20 protein-coding genes and 1 other annotated feature are annotated in these 19,255 nt (G+C 39.8%); of the genes, 2 read left to right on the plus strand and 18 right to left on the minus strand.

Features of this window, described 5'->3' with window-relative positions; genetic code table 11:
- The 4 genes from safA to nadB form a co-directional block, all read right to left on the minus strand.
- Positions 1-1,387: SafA/ExsA family spore coat assembly protein (gene safA / locus F4V44_RS13480; RefSeq protein ID WP_150440547.1), on the minus strand; the 1,387-nt coding region annotated here is incomplete at its 3' end.
- Between the two features lie 418 nt (positions 1,388-1,805).
- Entirely contained in the window at positions 1,806-2,903 is a 1,098-nt protein-coding gene (gene nadA / locus F4V44_RS13485; RefSeq protein ID WP_150440548.1) for a quinolinate synthase NadA, read from the minus strand.
- Between the two features lie 59 nt (positions 2,904-2,962).
- Positions 2,963-3,799, minus strand: coding sequence for a carboxylating nicotinate-nucleotide diphosphorylase (nadC, locus tag F4V44_RS13490; protein WP_150440549.1), 837 nt, complete (start codon positions 3,797-3,799; stop codon positions 2,963-2,965).
- Positions 3,768-5,333 (minus strand): L-aspartate oxidase, encoded by a 1,566-nt coding sequence (gene nadB, locus F4V44_RS13495; protein ID WP_150440550.1) that lies wholly within the window; start codon positions 5,331-5,333, stop codon positions 3,768-3,770. Before nadB ends, nadC begins: the two co-directional genes overlap by 32 nt.
- 230 nt (positions 5,334-5,563) lie before the next feature.
- Between nadB and F4V44_RS13500 the strand changes: the two genes are divergently transcribed.
- On the plus strand, positions 5,564-6,697 hold the full coding sequence (locus F4V44_RS13500) for an IscS subfamily cysteine desulfurase (RefSeq protein ID WP_150440551.1): 1,134 nt from the start codon (positions 5,564-5,566) through the stop codon (positions 6,695-6,697).
- A 14-nt stretch (positions 6,698-6,711) separates the two neighbouring features.
- On the plus strand, positions 6,712-7,257 hold the full coding sequence (locus F4V44_RS13505; protein ID WP_150440552.1) for a transcription repressor NadR: 546 nt from the start codon (positions 6,712-6,714) through the stop codon (positions 7,255-7,257).
- 62 nt (positions 7,258-7,319) lie between these two features.
- Here the strand turns inward: F4V44_RS13505 and pheA are convergent, their stop codons facing one another.
- The 14 genes from pheA to mreC form a co-directional block, all read right to left on the minus strand.
- Positions 7,320-8,171, minus strand: a complete 852-nt coding sequence (gene pheA / locus F4V44_RS13510; protein ID WP_150440553.1) for a prephenate dehydratase — start codon at positions 8,169-8,171, stop codon at positions 7,320-7,322.
- A 427-nt stretch (positions 8,172-8,598) separates the two neighbouring features.
- Positions 8,599-9,054, minus strand: a complete 456-nt coding sequence (locus F4V44_RS13515; protein WP_150440554.1) for an ACT domain-containing protein — start codon at positions 9,052-9,054, stop codon at positions 8,599-8,601.
- A gap of 114 nt (positions 9,055-9,168) precedes the next feature.
- Positions 9,169-10,458 carry a GTPase ObgE gene (gene obgE, locus F4V44_RS13520; RefSeq protein WP_150440555.1) on the minus strand — a complete coding sequence of 430 codons (1,290 nt, stop codon included), beginning with the start codon at positions 10,456-10,458 and terminating at the stop codon, positions 9,169-9,171.
- Positions 10,459-10,499: 41 nt separating this feature from the next.
- Positions 10,500-11,039, minus strand: coding sequence for a sporulation initiation phosphotransferase B (locus F4V44_RS13525; RefSeq protein ID WP_317978326.1), 540 nt, complete (start codon positions 11,037-11,039; stop codon positions 10,500-10,502).
- Positions 11,040-11,268: 229 nt separating this feature from the next.
- Positions 11,269-11,562, minus strand: coding sequence for a 50S ribosomal protein L27 (rpmA, locus tag F4V44_RS13530; protein ID WP_150440556.1), 294 nt, complete (start codon positions 11,560-11,562; stop codon positions 11,269-11,271).
- A 13-nt stretch (positions 11,563-11,575) separates the two neighbouring features.
- The gene (locus F4V44_RS13535; RefSeq protein ID WP_150440557.1) at positions 11,576-11,908 is read right to left on the minus strand and encodes a ribosomal-processing cysteine protease Prp; all 333 of its coding nucleotides are present in this window, start codon (positions 11,906-11,908) and stop codon (positions 11,576-11,578) included.
- 8 nt (positions 11,909-11,916) lie between these two features.
- Positions 11,917-12,225, minus strand: a complete 309-nt coding sequence (gene rplU, locus F4V44_RS13540; protein ID WP_150440558.1) for a 50S ribosomal protein L21 — start codon at positions 12,223-12,225, stop codon at positions 11,917-11,919.
- A gap of 12 nt (positions 12,226-12,237) precedes the next feature.
- Positions 12,238-12,320 (minus strand) — a sequence feature (ribosomal protein L21 leader region).
- Between the two features lie 99 nt (positions 12,321-12,419).
- Positions 12,420-13,865: an Rne/Rng family ribonuclease gene (locus F4V44_RS13545; RefSeq protein WP_150440559.1), complete on the minus strand. Its 1,446-nt coding sequence runs from the start codon at positions 13,863-13,865 to the stop codon at positions 12,420-12,422.
- Positions 13,866-13,950: 85 nt separating this feature from the next.
- Positions 13,951-14,817, minus strand: coding sequence for a M50 family metallopeptidase (locus F4V44_RS13550; protein WP_150440560.1), 867 nt, complete (start codon positions 14,815-14,817; stop codon positions 13,951-13,953).
- Positions 14,810-15,592: a M23 family metallopeptidase gene (locus F4V44_RS13555; protein ID WP_150440561.1), complete on the minus strand. Its 783-nt coding sequence runs from the start codon at positions 15,590-15,592 to the stop codon at positions 14,810-14,812. Before F4V44_RS13555 ends, F4V44_RS13550 begins: the two co-directional genes overlap by 8 nt.
- A 149-nt stretch (positions 15,593-15,741) precedes the next feature.
- Complete coding sequence (minD, locus tag F4V44_RS13560; protein ID WP_150440562.1) at positions 15,742-16,545, minus strand: septum site-determining protein MinD; 804 nt, start codon at positions 16,543-16,545, stop codon at positions 15,742-15,744.
- 1 nt (position 16,546) lies between these two features.
- The gene (minC, locus tag F4V44_RS13565; protein ID WP_150440563.1) at positions 16,547-17,227 is read right to left on the minus strand and encodes a septum site-determining protein MinC; all 681 of its coding nucleotides are present in this window, start codon (positions 17,225-17,227) and stop codon (positions 16,547-16,549) included.
- Positions 17,228-17,706: 479 nt separating this feature from the next.
- On the minus strand, positions 17,707-18,225 hold the full coding sequence (gene mreD / locus F4V44_RS13570; RefSeq protein ID WP_150440564.1) for a rod shape-determining protein MreD: 519 nt from the start codon (positions 18,223-18,225) through the stop codon (positions 17,707-17,709).
- Positions 18,222-19,103, minus strand: coding sequence for a rod shape-determining protein MreC (gene mreC, locus F4V44_RS13575; protein WP_150440565.1), 882 nt, complete (start codon positions 19,101-19,103; stop codon positions 18,222-18,224). Before mreC ends, mreD begins: the two co-directional genes overlap by 4 nt.
- Positions 19,104-19,255 lie beyond the last annotated feature (152 nt).

A 19,255-nucleotide genomic window follows, 5' to 3' on the forward strand; every position in this document is an offset into this window, starting at 1 on the left:
GCTGTTCCATCATTGGCATTTGGCCCGGCATCATCGGCATCTGCTGCCCCATCATTGGCATTTGCGCTCCCGTATCTGGATAACCAGACTCTTCTGATACACCCTGTACCTGCGGGAGCGGCTGCTGTTCATATGACGGCATTTCTTCACCGCCTATTACAGGCGAAAACATTGGCGGCATAAAAGGTGATGACTCTTCATACATATTAGGACCTTCCTGCACCCCGGCTACCATTCCAGGCTGATGTGGAAGCTGCGCCTCCGGCATAAATGCCCCTTGTACCTGCGGGTAAGGTTGATGTCCATGCATCGGCGGATATGGCATGTTCATTCCCATTCCCGGAGGACATGGCATCGGCGGAGCCGGCATTTGTGCTCCCTGCACCTGTGGAAATGGCATCTGCGCCTCTGGCATATAAGCTCCCTGTACTTGCGGGAATGGCATTTGTGCCCCCTGTACCTGCGGATAAGGCATTGGCTGACCTGGATAACAAGGATCAAAACATGGATTGAAATAATTTGGCATATATGGATACATTGGCTGGTATTGACCTCCTACATACTGATTGATTGGTGGTTCCATCATTGGTGACTCATCTATCGGACTTTCTTGAACAGGTACTTCAGGCAGAACATTTATTGGCTTCGGCGGTAATTGTGGTAAAGGCTTTTGCTGCTCATGAACATTGATATTTGCCATATTCATCATAAAGTGATTATTCATATCCGCCTCAGAGATTGGCAGCGGCATTTTAGGCAGATACGGCTTTTTCGGTTGCTCGATTGGCTTTGCCTTTGGAACCTCTTTTACCGGCTCGATTGGCTTTGTCTTTGGAACTTCTTTTATCGGCTCAATTGGCTTTGCCTTTGGAACTTCTTTTACTGGCTCAATTGGCTTTGCCTTTGGAACTTCTTTTACCGGCTCAATTGGCTTTGCCTTTGGAACTTCTTTTACTGGCTCAATTGGCTTTGCCTTTGGAACTTCTTTCGGAACAGGCTTCGGGACCTCTATTGGTTTGGCCTTTTGCACTGGTTTCGGTGCTTCAACAGGTTTTGGTTTTGGAGGCTCTGGCACTTGAGCTATTGGCTCTTCAATTGGCTGTGGCATCTCCTTTGGCTTCTCTTTTATCATCTCTTTTATCATAGGAGCCTCTTGCTTTGGCATTTCTTTTTTAGGACCCATATTAATTTTTGTCCCTTGTACTCCGGTAGGAGCCTCTTTCTTTATATTGCCTCCTGATGTTGGGACTTTTATTTTCATACCGGGCATAATCATATCGGGGTTGCTAAGCTGTGAATTCATCTTTTTCAGCTCTTCGAAATTTACGCCGTACTTCTTGGCTATTTTCCAAAGAGTATCCCCTTTTTGTACGATATGGATTTTCACTCTGATTTCCCTCCCATGCATAAGTCCTTTCATTCTATGTTGAATTGGGCAAATTGTTATCAAATTCGCCCGCCGAATTTGCGCCCGGATTTTTATCGAGCTTCAAAACGCCACATCCTGTGGCTTCGCCCGGCTAGGACGTCCTAGCCGTCGTCGAGCTCGCTCGATAAATTACCTTTAAAAAATCCGAGGCATCCACCGGAGGCTTAACTTCATTCAGCTGGGATTTAACCCGTCTGAATTGGAGAGATTATTTGCATTCATCCTTGAACTTTAAAGATAGAGAACTTCTGCTGATTGAAGTTAGTCTTCATAAAAACTTATGCTATTTTTTGAATAAATATGATTAAGCAAAAAAAGTGTCAGGCACCTTAAAAAGACATCTGTCTTTTCAAGGTGCCTGACACCATGTACATTCTTATTTTTGCAGCATTCTATCAAGTGCTAGTTTTGCTTTTACTGCTACTTCTTCATCTACTTTAATAATATTTCTAGACTCACCCTTTTCGATTGATTCTAGTGACCAAGCAAGATGAGGAAGATCAATACGATTCATTGTTAAACAGGAACACATATATGGGTTTAATGAAACAATATGCTTATCTGGGTGCTGTTGAATAATCCTGTTCACCAAGTTCTGCTCTGTACCGATTGCCCAAGATGAACCCGATTCAGCTTGATTAATTGCTTCGATAATATAATTGGTTGAACCAGCCATGTCACTAAGAGCAACGACTTCACGAGAGCATTCTGGATGCACAATAATTTTCATTTCCGGGTGTTGTTTACGAACATTTTCAACGTTTGCAACAGTGAAATTTTCATGAACAGAGCAATGCCCCTTCCATAAAATCACTTTCACGTTTTCAATTGCCCCTTCATATTCAAGTCTATTCTCCTGTGGATTCCACACAGCCATTTCTTCTAATGGTACACCTAGATTGTAGGCTGTATTTCGACCTAAATGCTGATCAGGCAGGAATAAAATTCTCTCTTTTTGCTCAAATGCCCAGGCAACCATTTTTTCCGCATTAGAGGAAGTAACCGTTGCCCCGCCATGTTCACCGACAAATGCTTTGATGGCTGCCGTTGAGTTTACATATGTTAATGGAAGAATGGTGTCTCCAAAAGTATCCATTAATACTTCCCAAGCTCTTTCTGTTTGGTAAATATCCGCCATATCTGCCATTGAACAGCCTGCACGCATATCCGGTAAGTATACCTTTTGCTCGGATGTTGTTAAAATATCAGCTGTTTCTGCCATGAAATGAACACCACAGAATGCGATAAATTCAGCATCCCGATTCTCTGCAGACAGCTGTGCAAGCACTAGGGAATCTCCTGTTGCATCTGCAAATTGAATAACCTCATCCTTTTGGTAATGATGCCCTGGAATAAACAAACGATTTCCTAACCTTGCTTTTACTTCTCTAACACGATTTTCTAACTCCTCTGCAGACATTTGTTTGTACATGTCTGGTAGCATCGTTCTATTTAATGTTTCTAAAATTGTCATATCCCCACACCCTTTAATTTTAATAGTAATTCTAATAATCTGCCTAGCAAACTAGTATTCTAACCGATTTTAACCTTTACACTGATATCAAGAGCTTTTACTGTATGCGTCAAAGCTCCAAGAGAAATGACGTCTACTCCTGTATCACTGTAATCAGCCAGATTATCCAAAGTAATCCCGCCAGAGGCTTCTGTTCGAATTTCGTCTGGCACCATTCCAATCCAGTCTTTAATTTCCTCAGGAGTACGATTATCAAACATAATAACATCCGCTTTTGCTGCGACTGCTTCCATTACTTGTTCTTTTGTTTCTACTTCTACTTCTATTTTCACCATATGTCCCACTTGGGAACGTGCCTTTTCAACAGCCTTTGTAATGGATCCGGCAAAAGAAATATGATTGTCCTTAATCATAACGGCATCGTACAAACCGTATCGATGATTTGCCCCGCCGCCGCATCGCACCGCATGTTTTTCAAGCATTCGAAGTCCAGGCGTTGTTTTTCTTGTATCTGCAACTTTCGTATGCTGACTGTTTAATAGATTGACAGCTTCATTCGTTTGCGTAGCAATGCCGCTCATTCTTTGCACAAGATTCAGAACGACCCGCTCTCCTTGAAGTAAGCTTGCTACCTTTCCTTTTACACTTGCAAAAGTCTGTCCTTTTTCGATTCTGTCGCCTTCTCTTACTTTAAGATTTATTTCACAATTTGGGTCTAATAAAGGAAAGCCTGTACGGATGACATCCTCCCCGCAAAAAATGCCATTTGCCTTTGCGATAAAAACAATTTCTCCCATTTCCTCTTCACCGAAAATCGATTCACTTGATAAATCCCGCTCGCCAATATCCTCAATAAAAAATTGTTCAAGTTGTAAGCGCAATTTCAGTTTGTTCAATGCGACCACCCTTTTTATGTTGAATAATTTGTGTTTGTTCCCATGATTTATCCTCATTTGGATAATCTGTGCGAAGATGCCCCCCACGACTTTCTGTTCTTGCCATCGCCGCTTTCGTTACTAACCAAGAACTAATCAGCATAAATACTTTATTTAATTCCTCTACTGATAATTGATCTAAATCAGCCTCAAGCCACTGATTAATCGCAAACCCTTCAAGATAGTCCAACTGTTTTTTTAAATTACTTCCAGATCTCATAATGCCTGTTCGTTCCATCATACTATTTTTCAGCCTTGTTATATCAGGTAATAGACTGCGGGAAGGCGTAATCCTTTCATTCGTTCTTTTTCGGATTAACTTCTTTCCTTCAACCTTTGATTGATTAATATAATCAGCTAGCCGTTTTCCAAAAAATAATCCTTCCAGCAAAGAATTGCTCGCAAGCCGATTTGCCCCATGTACTCCTGTACATGCTGCCTCACCGACAGCGTATAGATTGGGAATAGTGGTTTGCCCATTTAAATCTGTAACAATACCGCCCATTAAAAAGTGGCATCCTGGCACGACAGGAATTTTTCCACTTTTCACATCAATCCCGTTCTCCTTACAAATGGAAGCAACCGTTGGAAAATGGTCTTCAAAATCTTCAATCTGCGAAATATCCAAATAAACAGTATGCCCTTTTTTCATCCAATCAAAAATCGTTTGTGAAACGACATGTCTTGGAGCTAAATCTTTATACGGATGAACACCTTCCATAATGTAAGTGCCATCCTCTGCAACAAGCCTTGCACCTTCACCTCTTACCGCTTCTGATACAAGCCCGGCACCCTTTCCGTCCGCATGTAAAAGAGTTGGATGAAATTGAACAAATTCCATGTCCGCAAGTTCAGCACCTGCACGATAAGCTAAGGCCAGCCCATCTCCAGTCACCGTCTGCGCATTGGATGTAAAGCTATATATCTGTCCCAGGCCGCCTGTCGCAATAACCGTATGATCAGCAAACACTTGAATAGTCCGGCCACTCGAATCCTTTGCCTTTACTCCGATACATCTATCATCACTAATCAATAATTCATAGACTGTCATATTTTCAATAACATTTATATGATTAATTTGCTGGTATAAAAAATCAACAACTGTTTTTCCTGTTGCATCTCCTCCGCCATGAATAATCCTTTTTTCGCTGTGTGCACCTTCAAGCCCCAGCTTAAGGCGGCCTGTTGCAGCATCACGATCAAAAGAACATCCCTCAGAAAGAAGTTCATTTATTAATTCAGGAGCTTCCTTTGTCATTAACGAAACAACTTCATGATTGTTATGGAAACGTCCTGCTTCTAATGTATCTTGATAATGTTTAAATGGATTGTCTTGTTCCGATAATGCAACAGCAATTCCTCCTTGGGCTAGATAAGAATTACTGGTTGTTACTTTAGTTTTTGTGATAATAATCACATGCAGGTCACTGCTAAGCTTTTTAGCTAATTGTAAAGCTGCTATCCCGCTTCCAATAATAATTACATTTGCTTGCATATCCCTCATCTGCCCTTCATCTGCTCTTTATAAGTTAACAGGTGTCTTGACACATATATTTACATAGATTTAAACTAATGACAAGCATTTTTTATGAAATTCCAACAGATTACTTTATTTTCTATGAATTTTTTCTTTTATGCTTAATGGTTTAATAGATTTAATCTTTTTTTGTGAATTTATGATCATTTATTCTTTTATTTTAAAATATAGAAAGTTGGTGAATAGTAATGAAATATTTTGATTACGCAGCAACCACACCTTTGGATTCGGAGGCAGCCAAAATATATGTTCAGGCAGCTACTGAATATTATGGCAACACGGGAAGTCTGCACGATATAGGAAGTACAGCAAAAGATATTCTTGAAAATTGTCGGCAAGAATTTGCCCAACTGCTTGGAGTTGCGAAGGACGGCGTTTATTTTACTAGCGGAGGATCTGAAAGCAATTATTTAGGAATACAAGCTCTTCTTTCAGCTAAGAAAAAAAAGGGCTCACATATTATTTCCAGCCTGGCTGAGCATTCTTCTATTCGCAGTACATTGGATGCACTGTCATTACAGGGATATGAGATTACCCTCCTGCCATTTACTGAGAATGGACAAATTGATTTCGAAGAGTTGAAAAAATCAACCCGTGATGACACCGTTTTAATAGCCATTCAGCATGGAAATTCAGAAATCGGCTCCCTGCAGCCTGTAGAGGAAATCGGCAAATGGTGTCAGGAGCAGCAAATATTATTTCATAGCGACTGTGTTCATACATTTGGGAAAATAAATTTGAAAAAGATAACAAAATGGGTCGATAGCTTATCAATCTCATCACATAAATTTTATGGTCCAAAAGGAATTGGCGTTGGTTATATAAACCCTAAGCTTGCATGGAAGCCGCATTACCCGGGAACGACTCATGAAAAAGGCTTTAGGCCTGGCACAGTAAATGTTCCTGCCATTGCTGCCATGGCCGTTGCTGCTCAAAAAAGTATAGAAAAACAAGATGAGTGGTTTACAAATATAAAAAAACTTCGTCAGATGCTATTATCTATTTTACTTGAAGCCCGCAATCACATAACTATTTACGAAAATACCCAAGAGCACCAACTGCCCCACACTCTTGGAATGCGCTTGAACGGATTAGAGGGACAATGGGTGATGCTTGAATGTAATAGACTAGGCTTCGCCATTTCAACAGGCAGCGCCTGCTCTACAGGCCTTACTTCAGCATCAAAAACAATGAAAGCCATGAATATACCAGAGAAAATCGGCAAGGAATTCATCCGCATCTCCTTTGGGCAACATACAACTGAACAGGATGTTAAAGAGCTGGGCGAAACGCTGCTAAGAATTATCCACGATAAGCAATAAGGGGGAACAGAAGAATGAAAGAACAGAAAAAGGTCTTCGGAGAGGAAAGACGAACACTGCTGCTAGCCCTCTTAAAAGAAACGAATGAACCCATGACAGGCAGCGAATTAGCAGCAAAAACAAATGTAAGCAGGCAGGTCATTGTAGGTGATATTTCGTTATTAAAGGCAAAAAACGAGCCAATTATCGCCACAAGCCAAGGGTACCTCTATTTAAAAAGCAATTCCCCTGTTTCGATGTATGAGCGGACCATTGCCTGTAGCCATCCATCCGAGCGAACAGAGGAAGAATTAAATATATGTGTAGACCATGGTGTAACCGTAAAAGATGTCAAGATTGAACATCCTGTATATGGCGATTTAACCGCTTCTATATTAGTTTCAAACCGGAAGGAAGTAAAACAGTTTATCAAAAAAATAAAATCTACCCAGTCATCCTATTTGTTGGAGCTTACAAACGGAATCCACCTTCATACCATTTGTGCTCCATCAGAAAAGTCATTGGATGATGCAATAGAGGCTTTAAGAGAAGCACGCTTTCTAATTGATTCAACCGTTTGAAGCAAAAGCAGAGCGCAGACTAGAAAGAGTCAGACACATCTAGCTTGTCTGACTCTTTCTTTTTACTTTTTTAATTGATAGTATGGGTAACTGCCTAATACCTTTACATGACAGTTGAGAGCCTCTATTTCGGCAATGGCACCAGGAATTAATACGTCATCAAGAGCTGTATCTAAATCAACGATGAAAAAGTAATTTCCCAGACCTGTTTTTGTTGGTCTTGATTCAATTTTAATTAAATTCAATTTTCTCCAGGCAAACGCGGATAATACTTGATGAAGCGCCCCTGAGTGGTCTGCTGGCAGCGTAACCATTAAGGTTGTTTTATAGCCGACATAGTCTGGTTTAATCGGCAGATTAAATGGCTGCTTTGATAAGAAAATAAAACGGGTATGATTATAGGCAAAATCATGAATATCATATTTCGCAATCGCAAGACCATATTCCTTAGCGGCTAATTCATTCGCTATTGCCCCAATTGGCTGATCAGGGTGTTCGGCCACATATTGAGCAGCACCTGCTGTTGATGTAAAGCCTTCCGCTCTCACACCATTTAACTCCTGATGTAAAAACTTATGGCATTGAGCAATGGCATGCGTATGACTATAAATCTTCTTTAATTCTTTCCAGTTATTAAGCTGATCAGGGTGCACCATTAAATGCTGACGTATCGGTGCTGAAAGTTCCCCTCTAATCGGTAAATCCACTTCATGAATTAAATAATCAAGCGTAATGTTAACGGAGCCTTCCAAAGCATTTTCAAGCGGAACAACCGCGATATCTATTTCTTCATTCACAACTGCTTCAATGCAATCAGGAATGGTTGTATAGGCAACGGATGGATATTCCGGAAACATTTCGCGTACGGCCAAATCTGTAAATGTTGCTTTAGGACCTAAATAACCTGTTTTCAATTTATTATTCTCCCTATTTAGTATTTTACAAATACTTTACCACTTAAAAAAATAAATGTACATAGAAAAGCGGAAGCGCCTTGCTCAGCTCCGACAAGCATAAGTTAAGCCGGCATGAAGGTCGTTCTTTAACCTTCTTGACGGATTGGCTTATGACCTCGAGGGGCTAGGCGCTGGAGCTAGACACCTAAAAGCGGAAGCGCCTTGCTCAGAATCTGAACACTAAAACATTTTATAAAAATATTATATTTTTATAAAATAAGCTTTGTTTATTAACATTATTGATTCCTAACCATACAGCAACCTTTCAGCACAGCTGAAAGGCGTGAGAAATGAACATTTCTCACGGATGAGTCAAAAATCTGACTGATCAACATGATTCATTAACATAGCTATCAAATAAAAAAGTGCTGTTTCAAGCGCGTTTCTACGCACCCGAACCCAGCACCTCTACTTTTTCAACGAACTCCAGACGTCTAAGTCTTGTTAGAAGCTCTTCAATATCGATTTCCATACCAACAGTATTAACAGATAGAGTTACGTTCGCTCTCCCTTGCAGAGGAATGGTTTGATGTATAGTGAGTACGTTACAGCCTGCTGAAGCCACTGTTGTTAATAGATTAGAAAGTGCTCCTGACCGGTCCTCTAAATAGAAAAATAAAGTGATGATACGTTCTTTTACAACGGTGTGGAATGGGAAAACCGTGTCTCTATACTTATAAAAGGCACTTCTGCTCAAATCAACACGCTGTACAGCATCCCAGACCGATTCAGCTTTTCCCCGCTCAATCATTTCCTTTGCCTCAAGCGTTTTTTTCATTGCCTCAGGCAATACATCTTCCCTTACTAAATAAAACTTTTTATCAGCTTTATTATGTCTCATTCCTCTACCTCCAAAAACAAATCCGCAAGTTTCTTTACATTTCTCTACTCTTGCGTTTAAACGATGTTTTTCCTACAACGCTAGTTTCACAGGCATTTTCTCTCTTTAACAAACTTATTCAATAAATTCAAATTCAAATTCTAACAGCCTAACAGTGTCTCCGTCTTTTGCTCCTCGTTCACGAAGCGCCTCGTCCACACCCATCCCGCGAAGCTGACGGGCAAATCGCTTAACTGACTCATCTCTTGAAAAGTCCGTCATTTTAAATAGCTTTTCAACTGCATCGCCAGACAAAACAAAGCTGCCGTCCGGGTCTCTTGAGATTTCAAATTCCTTCTGCTCTGCTTCATGCTTATACAGTACATGGTGTACACCATCATCCTCTGTTTCAGCCTGCAGCGGAAATTCAGGGGTTTGCTCAATCTTATCTGCAATGGCAAATAACAGGTCTCTAAGACCCTTTCTTGTAACAGCTGAAATCGGAAAAATAGGGTAATCCTCATTGAGTTTCTTTTTAAACTCCTCTAGATTACTTTCAGCTTCCGGCATATCCATCTTATTAGCCACAATAATTTGCGGTCGTTCCATTAAACGCAAATTATATTGTTCTAGTTCATTATTGATTGTTACATAGTCCTCATAAGGATCTCGGCCTTCCATCGCTGACATATCAATTACATGAACGATAACTCTTGTTCTTTCGATATGACGTAAAAATTGATGGCCCAATCCTACACCTGAGTGTGCACCTTCAATCAATCCCGGCAAATCGGCCATAACAAAGCTTCGCCCATCCTCTGTTTCAACCATTCCTAAATTGGGTACAAGCGTTGTAAAGTGATAATCAGCTATTTTTGGCTTTGCTGATGAAACAACTGATAATAAGGTGGACTTTCCAACACTTGGGAAACCAACCAGTCCGACATCTGCTAAAAGCTTTAATTCTAGAACGACGTCTCTTTCTTGACCCGGTTCGCCATGTTCTGAAAGCTCTGGAGCAGGATTAGCCGGTGTAGCAAAGCGCGAATTCCCTCTGCCGCCTCTGCCTCCCTTTGCAATGACAGAACGCTGACCATGCTCCGTTAAGTCGGCAATAACGGCACCTGTCTCAGCATCAGTCACAACGGTTCCCGGCGGAACTTTTACAATCATGTCCTTCGCACCGCGGCCATGTTGGTTCTTAGACATTCCATGTTCACCGCGCGTTGCCTTAAAATGACGCTGATAGCGAAAATCCATCAAAGTCCGTAAGCCTTCCTCCACTTCGAAGACAACGTCTGCTCCCTTACCGCCGTCGCCGCCTGCAGGGCCGCCCTTTGGCACATACTTTTCTCGACGAAAGGCGACCATCCCATTACCGCCATCTCCGCCCTTTACATACACTTTGACTCGATCCACAAACATATTTTATTTCCTCCAAACAGTATTTAAGAACAAGAACACACTTACTTATAGGGAATCATCACCTCAAGTGTCAATTCCCGTTCATTCATATCAACTTGTTTTACATTAATTCCAAAAGAAGTATTATGTAAAAACGTTTCTATTGACTCTCTATTCTCTATTATTCCACAAAAGTCAAAAAAGAAACGAAGCCCTTCCTGCTGCTGCTCAATGGTCAGGATTAAATGATTATCATAATAGCTTTTCATACTTTCATTTAAAACAGTAAAGAACTCACTTGTCCATGTAGTCAGCTCTTCATCATTAAGCTTCCCGCATTTATGATCATCAATCACTTCAAACTCCAATTTAAATGACTCCGTTTCCCAATTATGCAATAAGAGCAGCGTTGTAAAATGAGGAAGGTTCAAGTTTGATAGTTTGGTTTCATGCTGTGCTTCGATGACAATTTCTCCAATAATTTCTTTTACGCGGTCAATTTTATTTAAATCGATATTTCCTTTAATTAATTGCAGCTTATTTAGCCAATCATGACGTACATGACGTAATACTTCAACCGTATTCCATTCTTTTTTCATCATCAAATACCCCTACACATTTATTTAGTGTCAGAAGACTGCTTTTTGCTAGTATATCAAAAAAGTTAGATAGAGTAAGCAATTTAAAGGAAAAAAGAAGAAACGAAAGTGTAAAACATAGAGTTTCCAGGTAAATACAGGAAGTATAGAAAGCAAAAGAAATCCGATTATTACATTTTTTTCTGCAACATAAAGAAAACTCTAACCGTTACAGTTAGAGTTTTCTTTCTAATTATGCTTCTTGAGCTACAGGGTATACGCTCACTTGTTTACGATCACGGCCTACACGCTCAAATTTAACAACACCGTCAACTTTTGCGAATAGAGTATCGTCACCACCACGGCCAACGTTTACTCCTGGATAGATTTTCGTACCGCGTTGGCGATAAAGAATGCTTCCGCCAGTTACGAATTGACCATCCGCACGCTTAGCACCTAGACGCTTTGCGATTGAGTCACGACCGTTCTTAGTTGAACCTACTCCTTTTTTAGAAGCGAAAAACTGAAGATCTAATTTCAATAACATTGTATTCCACCTCCTACTTTTTGAAGGTTATTTTTATGTGCTCTCCGTATTGTTCTTCAATCGTTTGTAAGGAAATCACCATAGCTTCGAGGATAAGCTGAATTTTCTCCTGTACAGTGTCCGGAATATCTTCTGGAACTGCAACACTCAAAAATCCATCCTCACCCTGCTCGATGGAAGGAATGATTCCTGTTAACTCATGAACAGCATTAATGGCACCGAAGGATACCGCAGATGCTCCTGCACAGACAATATCCTTACCATGTTCATCAAATAATGCATGTCCCGTTATTGTGAACGATTGAATCAATCCAGATCTGTTACGATTAATCGTAATTTGTATCATCTTAAACCTTACGCGTTGATTTTTTCAACTGTAATTTTTGTGTATGGCTGACGATGACCTTGCTTTTTGCGGTAGTTTTTCTTCGCTTTATATTTGAAAACAATAATCTTCTTAGCGCGACCTTGTTTTTCAACTTTAGCTGTAACTGTAGCACCCTCAACAACTGGGCTTCCTACCTTTACATTTTCACCACCAACGAAAAGAACCTTATCAAAAGTAACTGTTTCGCCTGCTTCAGCGTTTAGCTTTTCAATGTAGATTGTTTGACCTTCTTCTACTTTAATTTGCTTACCGCCTGTTTCGATAATTGCGTACATAACTGCACCTCCTTATAAACTCAGACTCGCCAATCACAGGTGTTTTGCTAAAATAACAAACTCTTAATACCTGTTCTGAGCGGTTGTAGCACGGGTGCTACAAACATAACATAAGAAATATTATCACATAAGGAAAGAGAATGTCAATACAGAAGCGTACTGAACAAAATAATTATTGGATGAAGGTTTTGTCTCTATTGTCGTATCTTTCCAATATGATAGAAAGGCCGCTTGCTGGTACGCACATCAAATTGCAGCGTAAATCCCAATATTTCTTCCAACCTGTTCCTATGAACATTTTGTTCTCCGCAAAATACGTTTTTTACTTCTTCTGTTAATTCAATCACAACTTCTTCAAGATCACGGTATCGATACTCATAAAGCTCTCTCTCAAGACGGAAGGCAACCGTTTCAGAGCTGGGAATTTTCCCAGTGCCTTCACACTCAGGACATCTTTCCATAAGACCTTCTGCTAGAGAAACTCTTGTTTTTTTCCTTGTTAATTGTAAGATACCAAGCTGCGTGAAGCCGATTACATCTGTACGGCGGTCATCTTTTTCTAATTCCTTTTTTATTTTCCCAATGACTTGACTGCGTTCTTGATCCGTCCTCATATCGATAAAATCAATCAAAATCATTCCGCCAACATCACGAAGGCGGATTTGTCTTGCGGCCTCGCTCGCTGCAAGCAGATTGGTTTTTAGAACGGTATCCGCTAAATTGTTCTTTCCCGAGTATTTCCCCGTATTGACATCAATAATCGTTAATGCTTCAACCTCATCAATCACTAAATAAGCCCCGTTATCAAGCCAAACCATACGTTTTAATAATCGCTCCAATTCCCCCTCTAGATGGTAGAATGAGAAAATATTTTCTTTCTCTGTATGTATGGTTATGGGCAAATGAGGAAATTGCTTTTTTAGATTTTCCGCCATTTGGCGGTCATCTGCGATTACCTCGATATCGTCTGCAATCGGTTTAATATCTGTTATCATCTCTAATAGGAAATGATCCTGCTCTTGTAATATCCCTGGTTTTTTCATTGCTTTTGCCTGAACTTCAAGCTCATGAAAGACCTGTCTAAGTTCAGCCAATTCCGTACGAATGTCCTGCTCAGATACAGTAAGACTGGCTGTTCGAAAAATTAATCCTTCATCATCTTCTTTTAGTTCATATCCAAATTGCCGCATTTTTTCTCTTTCTTCCAACTGCTCCATTTTCTTCGATACGGCTACATATTTTCCTTTTGGCATGTAAATAATCGATTGACCGGAAAGCTCAATGACAGCATTTAATCTTGGACCCTTTGTTCCTGTTGCATCCTTGTCCACTTGAACTATCAGTCTTTCACCTTGATGAACGAAGGATGAAATACTCTTTTTCTCTTTCTTTGCTTTCTCCTCATCTGAAAGTACATAGGAAGGCAATTTATTACGATAGATAAAGCCATTCTTTCCTTCCCCAATGTCAACAAAGGCTGCATTCATTCCAGGAAGCACTTTCGTTACGGTTCCAATATATATGTTTCCGACAAGAGAGGCATGTCTTGGCTGCTTCACCACAAACTTTTCCATTTTTTGATTATCTACAAGGGCGAAGCGTTTTTCTCTTGTTATATAATTAACCACTAGTTTCTTCAATTCACGTTCCTCGCTTTACCAACTTAAACAAGAGTGAATATCCTAATATTCACTCTTGTTCCTTCACTCTTATTATTATGTCGATTTAATAAGGATAAAGCAACTCTCCGATTTTTGCATGCAGCATTTTCTCAGAAAAGTAGGCATGAAGCAATTCATTTTCATCTAATTGCTCCGTTTCAGCATCTTCCTTTTCAATAATAATTAAATGCTTACAGCCGCGTTGAAACTGCTCCAGTACTCTTATGACAGACTCATCCTCATGGACATAAATATGCTTTAAAGATTTGAATTCCATTTTATTTCCATAGTACCGTTCGAGTAAAAAGCGCACGAATACATAACGTCTTTGTTTCCATTCATAGAAAAGCGAGAAACTAAGAAAGCCAATCACAATCCACATATTCAAATTAAAAGGCTGTATGATAAGTAAGAGCATAAAGAATAGCAGAAGAGAAACAGCTGAAATGATGACTGTTTTACTATGTGCGATAGGAAAGGATTCCTTTTGTGATCTCCATAAATAAACAAGCTTACCTCCGTCAAGCGGCCAAATCGGAAGCAAATTGAACAAAAGCACCATCAAATTATAATCAACAAATATCATATAAAAATACTCCGGCATCAACGACAATTGATATAGAATAAACGCTAAACCAATCATCCATAAATGCTGCAGGGGTCCTGCTAGAGTGACCAGCGCTTCTTCCTTTAACGGCCTATTTCCATGTTCGTCCACTTCCGCTACGCCGCCAAATGGCAAAAGTGAAATCCGTTTGATTCGCCAGGAGAAAAACGCGGCTGCACATGCATGACCTAGTTCATGCATCATAACAATAAACAAAAAAAGAGAAAGTTCAATAAAATGAGCCGTCCAAATGGAAAAAGCCATCACAAGCCATAACAAAGGATGAATATGAATGGATTTCAATACAGTCAACATACTAGTCAAATTGAATCACCTGTATCGGATCAACAAAATCTTCACCCTCTTTTATTGCAAAATAAAAAGAGCCTTTTGTTCCATCACCATAATCGGTGGCCTTTCCAACCTTTGTGCCCTTTTCAATGTATTGGTATAAAGTAACGTTAACCTCGCTTAAATTCCCATACCATGATTCGCTTTTATCTGCATGCTGGATGACAACGGTTTGACCAAACCCCTCCTGTTCTCCAATCATACGAACAAGTCCTTCATTCATGGCCTCAACAGCAGCTCCTTGGCCGGTTTCAATGGTGATTCGCTGCCCATTTTCACCGAAATTCTCTAGTATTTTTCCTGAAGCAGGCAAAGCATACTGCTGCTTCGAATCGACAGGTCCGTTTTCTTCACTTTTTTGTTCATTGACAGGCAGTAATGCCAATGGTTTGCCAAAAGTACTTTCATACCAGTCAGATACCGCTGCAAATTGAAACTCCTCATTCATGGAATTCGTAACAAAATCTCTGGCCGAATCCAACTCTGGTGTCTGATTTCGAAACATTATAGCAATAACCAGTACTAAACAAGCAGAGGCTAATACTTTAAAAATAAACACTTCTTTACGAAAAAGAGGATGATTTTCCTCTTCCACTGGACCGCTTTCATAAGACGCCATTCTGTCAAAGCCATAACGCTCCTCATCTTCTGTCCAAGGAAGTTTGGTTTCCTGCTGCTTATTTGGCCGGTCTCGCTGTTTTTTTCTTTTCTCAATCCTTTTTCGAATGTCATCACTTCTTGAGCGCATGATCCTCCCACCATTCCTTTAAAGGCTTAGTAGTACAAGTCTATGAGCCTGTCAGGCAAAATATGACTAGCCAAAAAGGAACCTAGTACAGCAGGAGCCCGGATTCCCATACGTCTGAAAAAATAAAAAAACCGGAGATTTCCTCCGGTTTATTTAACACCAAAAAATTTCTTTAACTTTTTAAATACACCCGGATTTTCCGGTTCTAATGTTTGAAGCGGAATGGATTCACCCAGGATTCTTCGCGCAATATTACGATAGGCAATACTTGCTCTGTTGTTAGGATTTAATACGATGGGTTCACCACTGTTGGAAGCTTTAATGACCTCATCATCATCCGCAACAATTCCGATGAGTTCAATCGATAAATGAGCGGTCACTTCATCTACATCAAGCATGTCTCCATTTTTCATCATATGACTGCGTATACGGTTAATAATCAGTCTAGGAGGCTCTATCCCTTCCTCCTTCTCCAGCATACCAATAATTCGGTCTGCATCCCTTACAGAAGATACTTCCGGATTGGTCACAACAATCGCTTTATCAGCACCAGCAACCGCATTTTTATACCCTTGCTCTATTCCCGCAGGACAATCAATAATAATATAATCATAATCCTGCTTCAATCCATCAACTAAATCTTTCATCTGCTCCGGTGTTACAGCTGTCTTATCGCTAGTTTGAGCAGCAGGAAGAAGATAAAGGAGATCCTCAAATCGCTTATCCTTTACGAGCGCCTGATGAAGCTTACATCGCCCTGCAATTACATCGACAAGATCGTAGATGATTCTATTTTCAAGACCCATGACTACATCAAGGTTGCGAAGGCCGATATCTGTATCGACTAAACATACACGCTTTCCCTGAAGAGCCAAAGCTGTACCAATATTTGCAGAAGTCGTCGTTTTTCCAACTCCGCCTTTTCCTGATGTAATAACGATTGCTTCTCCCATCCTACCTTCCCCTTTCTAATCTCGTTAAATTCGGTCGAATATGCATTAATACTTGTAATTTATCAATCATCATTTGATTATCTTCATTTATAAAAGCACATTCCATTTCTTTTGATTCCTCTTCATCATAATGATCTGGTGCCCGATTAATATGTTTACTTATTCGCAGCTGAGATGGCTTCATAACAGAAGCGGCAATGATTGCCTCACTATTCCCAAAGCAGCCAGCATGGGCAATCCCTTTTAAAACACCCATGATAAATATATTTCCTCCGGCCATCACCGTGCCGCCCGGATTTACGTCGCCAATTAGTAATAAATCTCCCGGTACCTTTAATACTTGACCGGAGCGGACAATCCCAGTAACAGAAACGATCTCCTGCTCTTGTTTCATTTTCTCTATTTCTTCTTTTGTCATAACATTAGAAGTAATCGAATCAACTATAAAGTTCTTTTTTTTATTAATCAATTCTTCTAACTCTTCAGCATGCTGTTCTGTTAAATAACGATTACCCACTTGGACTTTTACTGTAATTAGCTGATCGCCATCGTGTAAGCGGGAAGTTTCCGATAATTTCCACTGGAGCTCTTTTTTTAGCTCTTCAAAGGAACAACTATCATTCAAGTGAAGAGTAAGCCCTTCTTTTGTTCCTCTTATGGTTACATTTTGGAGTTTTTTCATGAAAAGATGGTCACCTCAACTAGAGCACTATATAAGATCAAATTTGCCTCTTCGAATTTGCGTCCGACTTTTTGCCGAGCTTGCTCGGTAAATTACCTAAAAAAAATCGCATGACTCGCCGGAGGCTTAACTTCATTCAGCAGGGGTTTGAATCCCGCTGAATCGGAGAGATTTTTTCATTCATCCCTTAACTTTAGAAATTAAGAAGTCTGCTGAATAAAGTTAAAATAGATTAAGAGAATTTATATAAAATGGAAGATAGTTTTATCTGATTTTTGACAAATTCACCATTTGATTTTTAAATAATAAGCATGATTACCTAGTAAATAAAAACTGTTTTAATACTTCGACAAAAATCGTAAAATCTCCTTTTTTAAAATAACAAAAAGAAAAGATGAATGATGGCAGAGATTACATTTCAATATCTTACAAGAATGGATTAACAAGCAAAAAAAGGTAAACGACTAAAGCGCGGCGCTTTAATCGTTTCTTAATGCTTCGGCATAGCTTTCCAAATACTTTTTCAATGGAATAGCGATTAGTATGATAAAGATGAGATTAAGAATTAAAGTGGGCATAAGCCTAATATCAACAAAACGGGAAAATATCATGTCTGTTCTGTGAATGATAAAATTCATTTCGTATACTCCTAATTCTAATAGGGTAACCCCTAGCAGAGCAACAAAAGAAACAATAACAATATTACTTTGCATCACCTTCATAATCCAAGAGGTTATATAGGCAACCAATGGGAGCATAAATAAGTAAATTCCTATTATTTCAGTGTAGACAACATCGAACAACAATCCAAAAATAAACCCATACATAAGTCCATGCTTTCGACTTCCGTATATCGTTGTAAAAATAATAGATACCATTAAAAAATGCGGTACGACCATTCTATTGCTGACAAGTGACTCCACCGTAAGCAATTCAACAAAGATACTTTCAAAAATAAAACAGAGGCTGATAATGAGAGGAAGAAAAGCCTTTTTCACTTTTTCTCCTCCTCCTCACCTATCATATCACTCAGCTCCGGCTGGGTCATTCCCCGCTTAACAACCATGACATGTTCAATATCATAGAAATTGGCTCCTGGCTTAACATAGGCCATTTGCGTTAAACCATATTCATCTGGAACAACCTCTTCCACTGTCCCGATGACAAGCTGTGATGGAAACACACCGCCCATACCGGATGTTTGAACAATCTGTTCTTTTTCAATTTTTGCTTCATATGGAATTCTTTTCAACAGAAGCATTTCTTTTTCTCGATCAAAGCCTTCAATTTGACCATAGTAGGTTTCAGTTCCTACAACTTCAGCTGACACACGGTTCGTCGTATCATTTGAGCTTAATAATTGAACGGTTGCAGTGAATTGACGGCTGTTTTTTACTTTTCCAATTAAACCTGTGGACGTAATGACCGACATATCCTTCTCGATACCATCTGTTGAACCTTTATTAATAATTAACAGTTCATTCCAACGGTCAGGATTCCGGCCAATAACGGTTGCTTGAATCGGCTCATAATCGCTTAAGGATTCCTCCTTATCTAAGATATCTTTCAGCTCTTTATTTTCCTCTGTTAAGCTCTGAACTTCTGCTTTCAGCTGTGCCAATTCATTTAATCGTGATTTTAATTGTTTGTTTTCTTCATATGTATTTTGCAAGTCCTTCACATTTTCAAAAAAACCGGCAAAATAATGAGCCGGTCTTGACACAAGGGTTTGAACCCAGCCGGCCGTATCCTTGATAAACTGTTCCGGCCAGGTCAACTCGTCACGTTCCTTAAGTGAAAACCCTATTAATGCCACGAGAATGATAATGCTAACAAGCAAAATAATCAGGCGTTTGTTCAAAAAGAACTGTGGCATTTGGAACACCTCTATTATCAAATTCGTCCGTCGAATTTGCGTCCGGATATTTACTGAGCTCACTCAGTAAATAACCTTTAAAAGATCGCAAGACTCGCCGGAGGCTTACCTTCATTCAGCAGGAGGTTGAACCCCCGCTAAATCGAAGAGCT

It is taken from the genome of Niallia endozanthoxylica (genome assembly GCF_008710145.1).
Classification (GTDB): domain Bacteria; phylum Bacillota; class Bacilli; order Bacillales; family Cytobacillaceae; genus Bacillus_BD; species Bacillus_BD endozanthoxylica.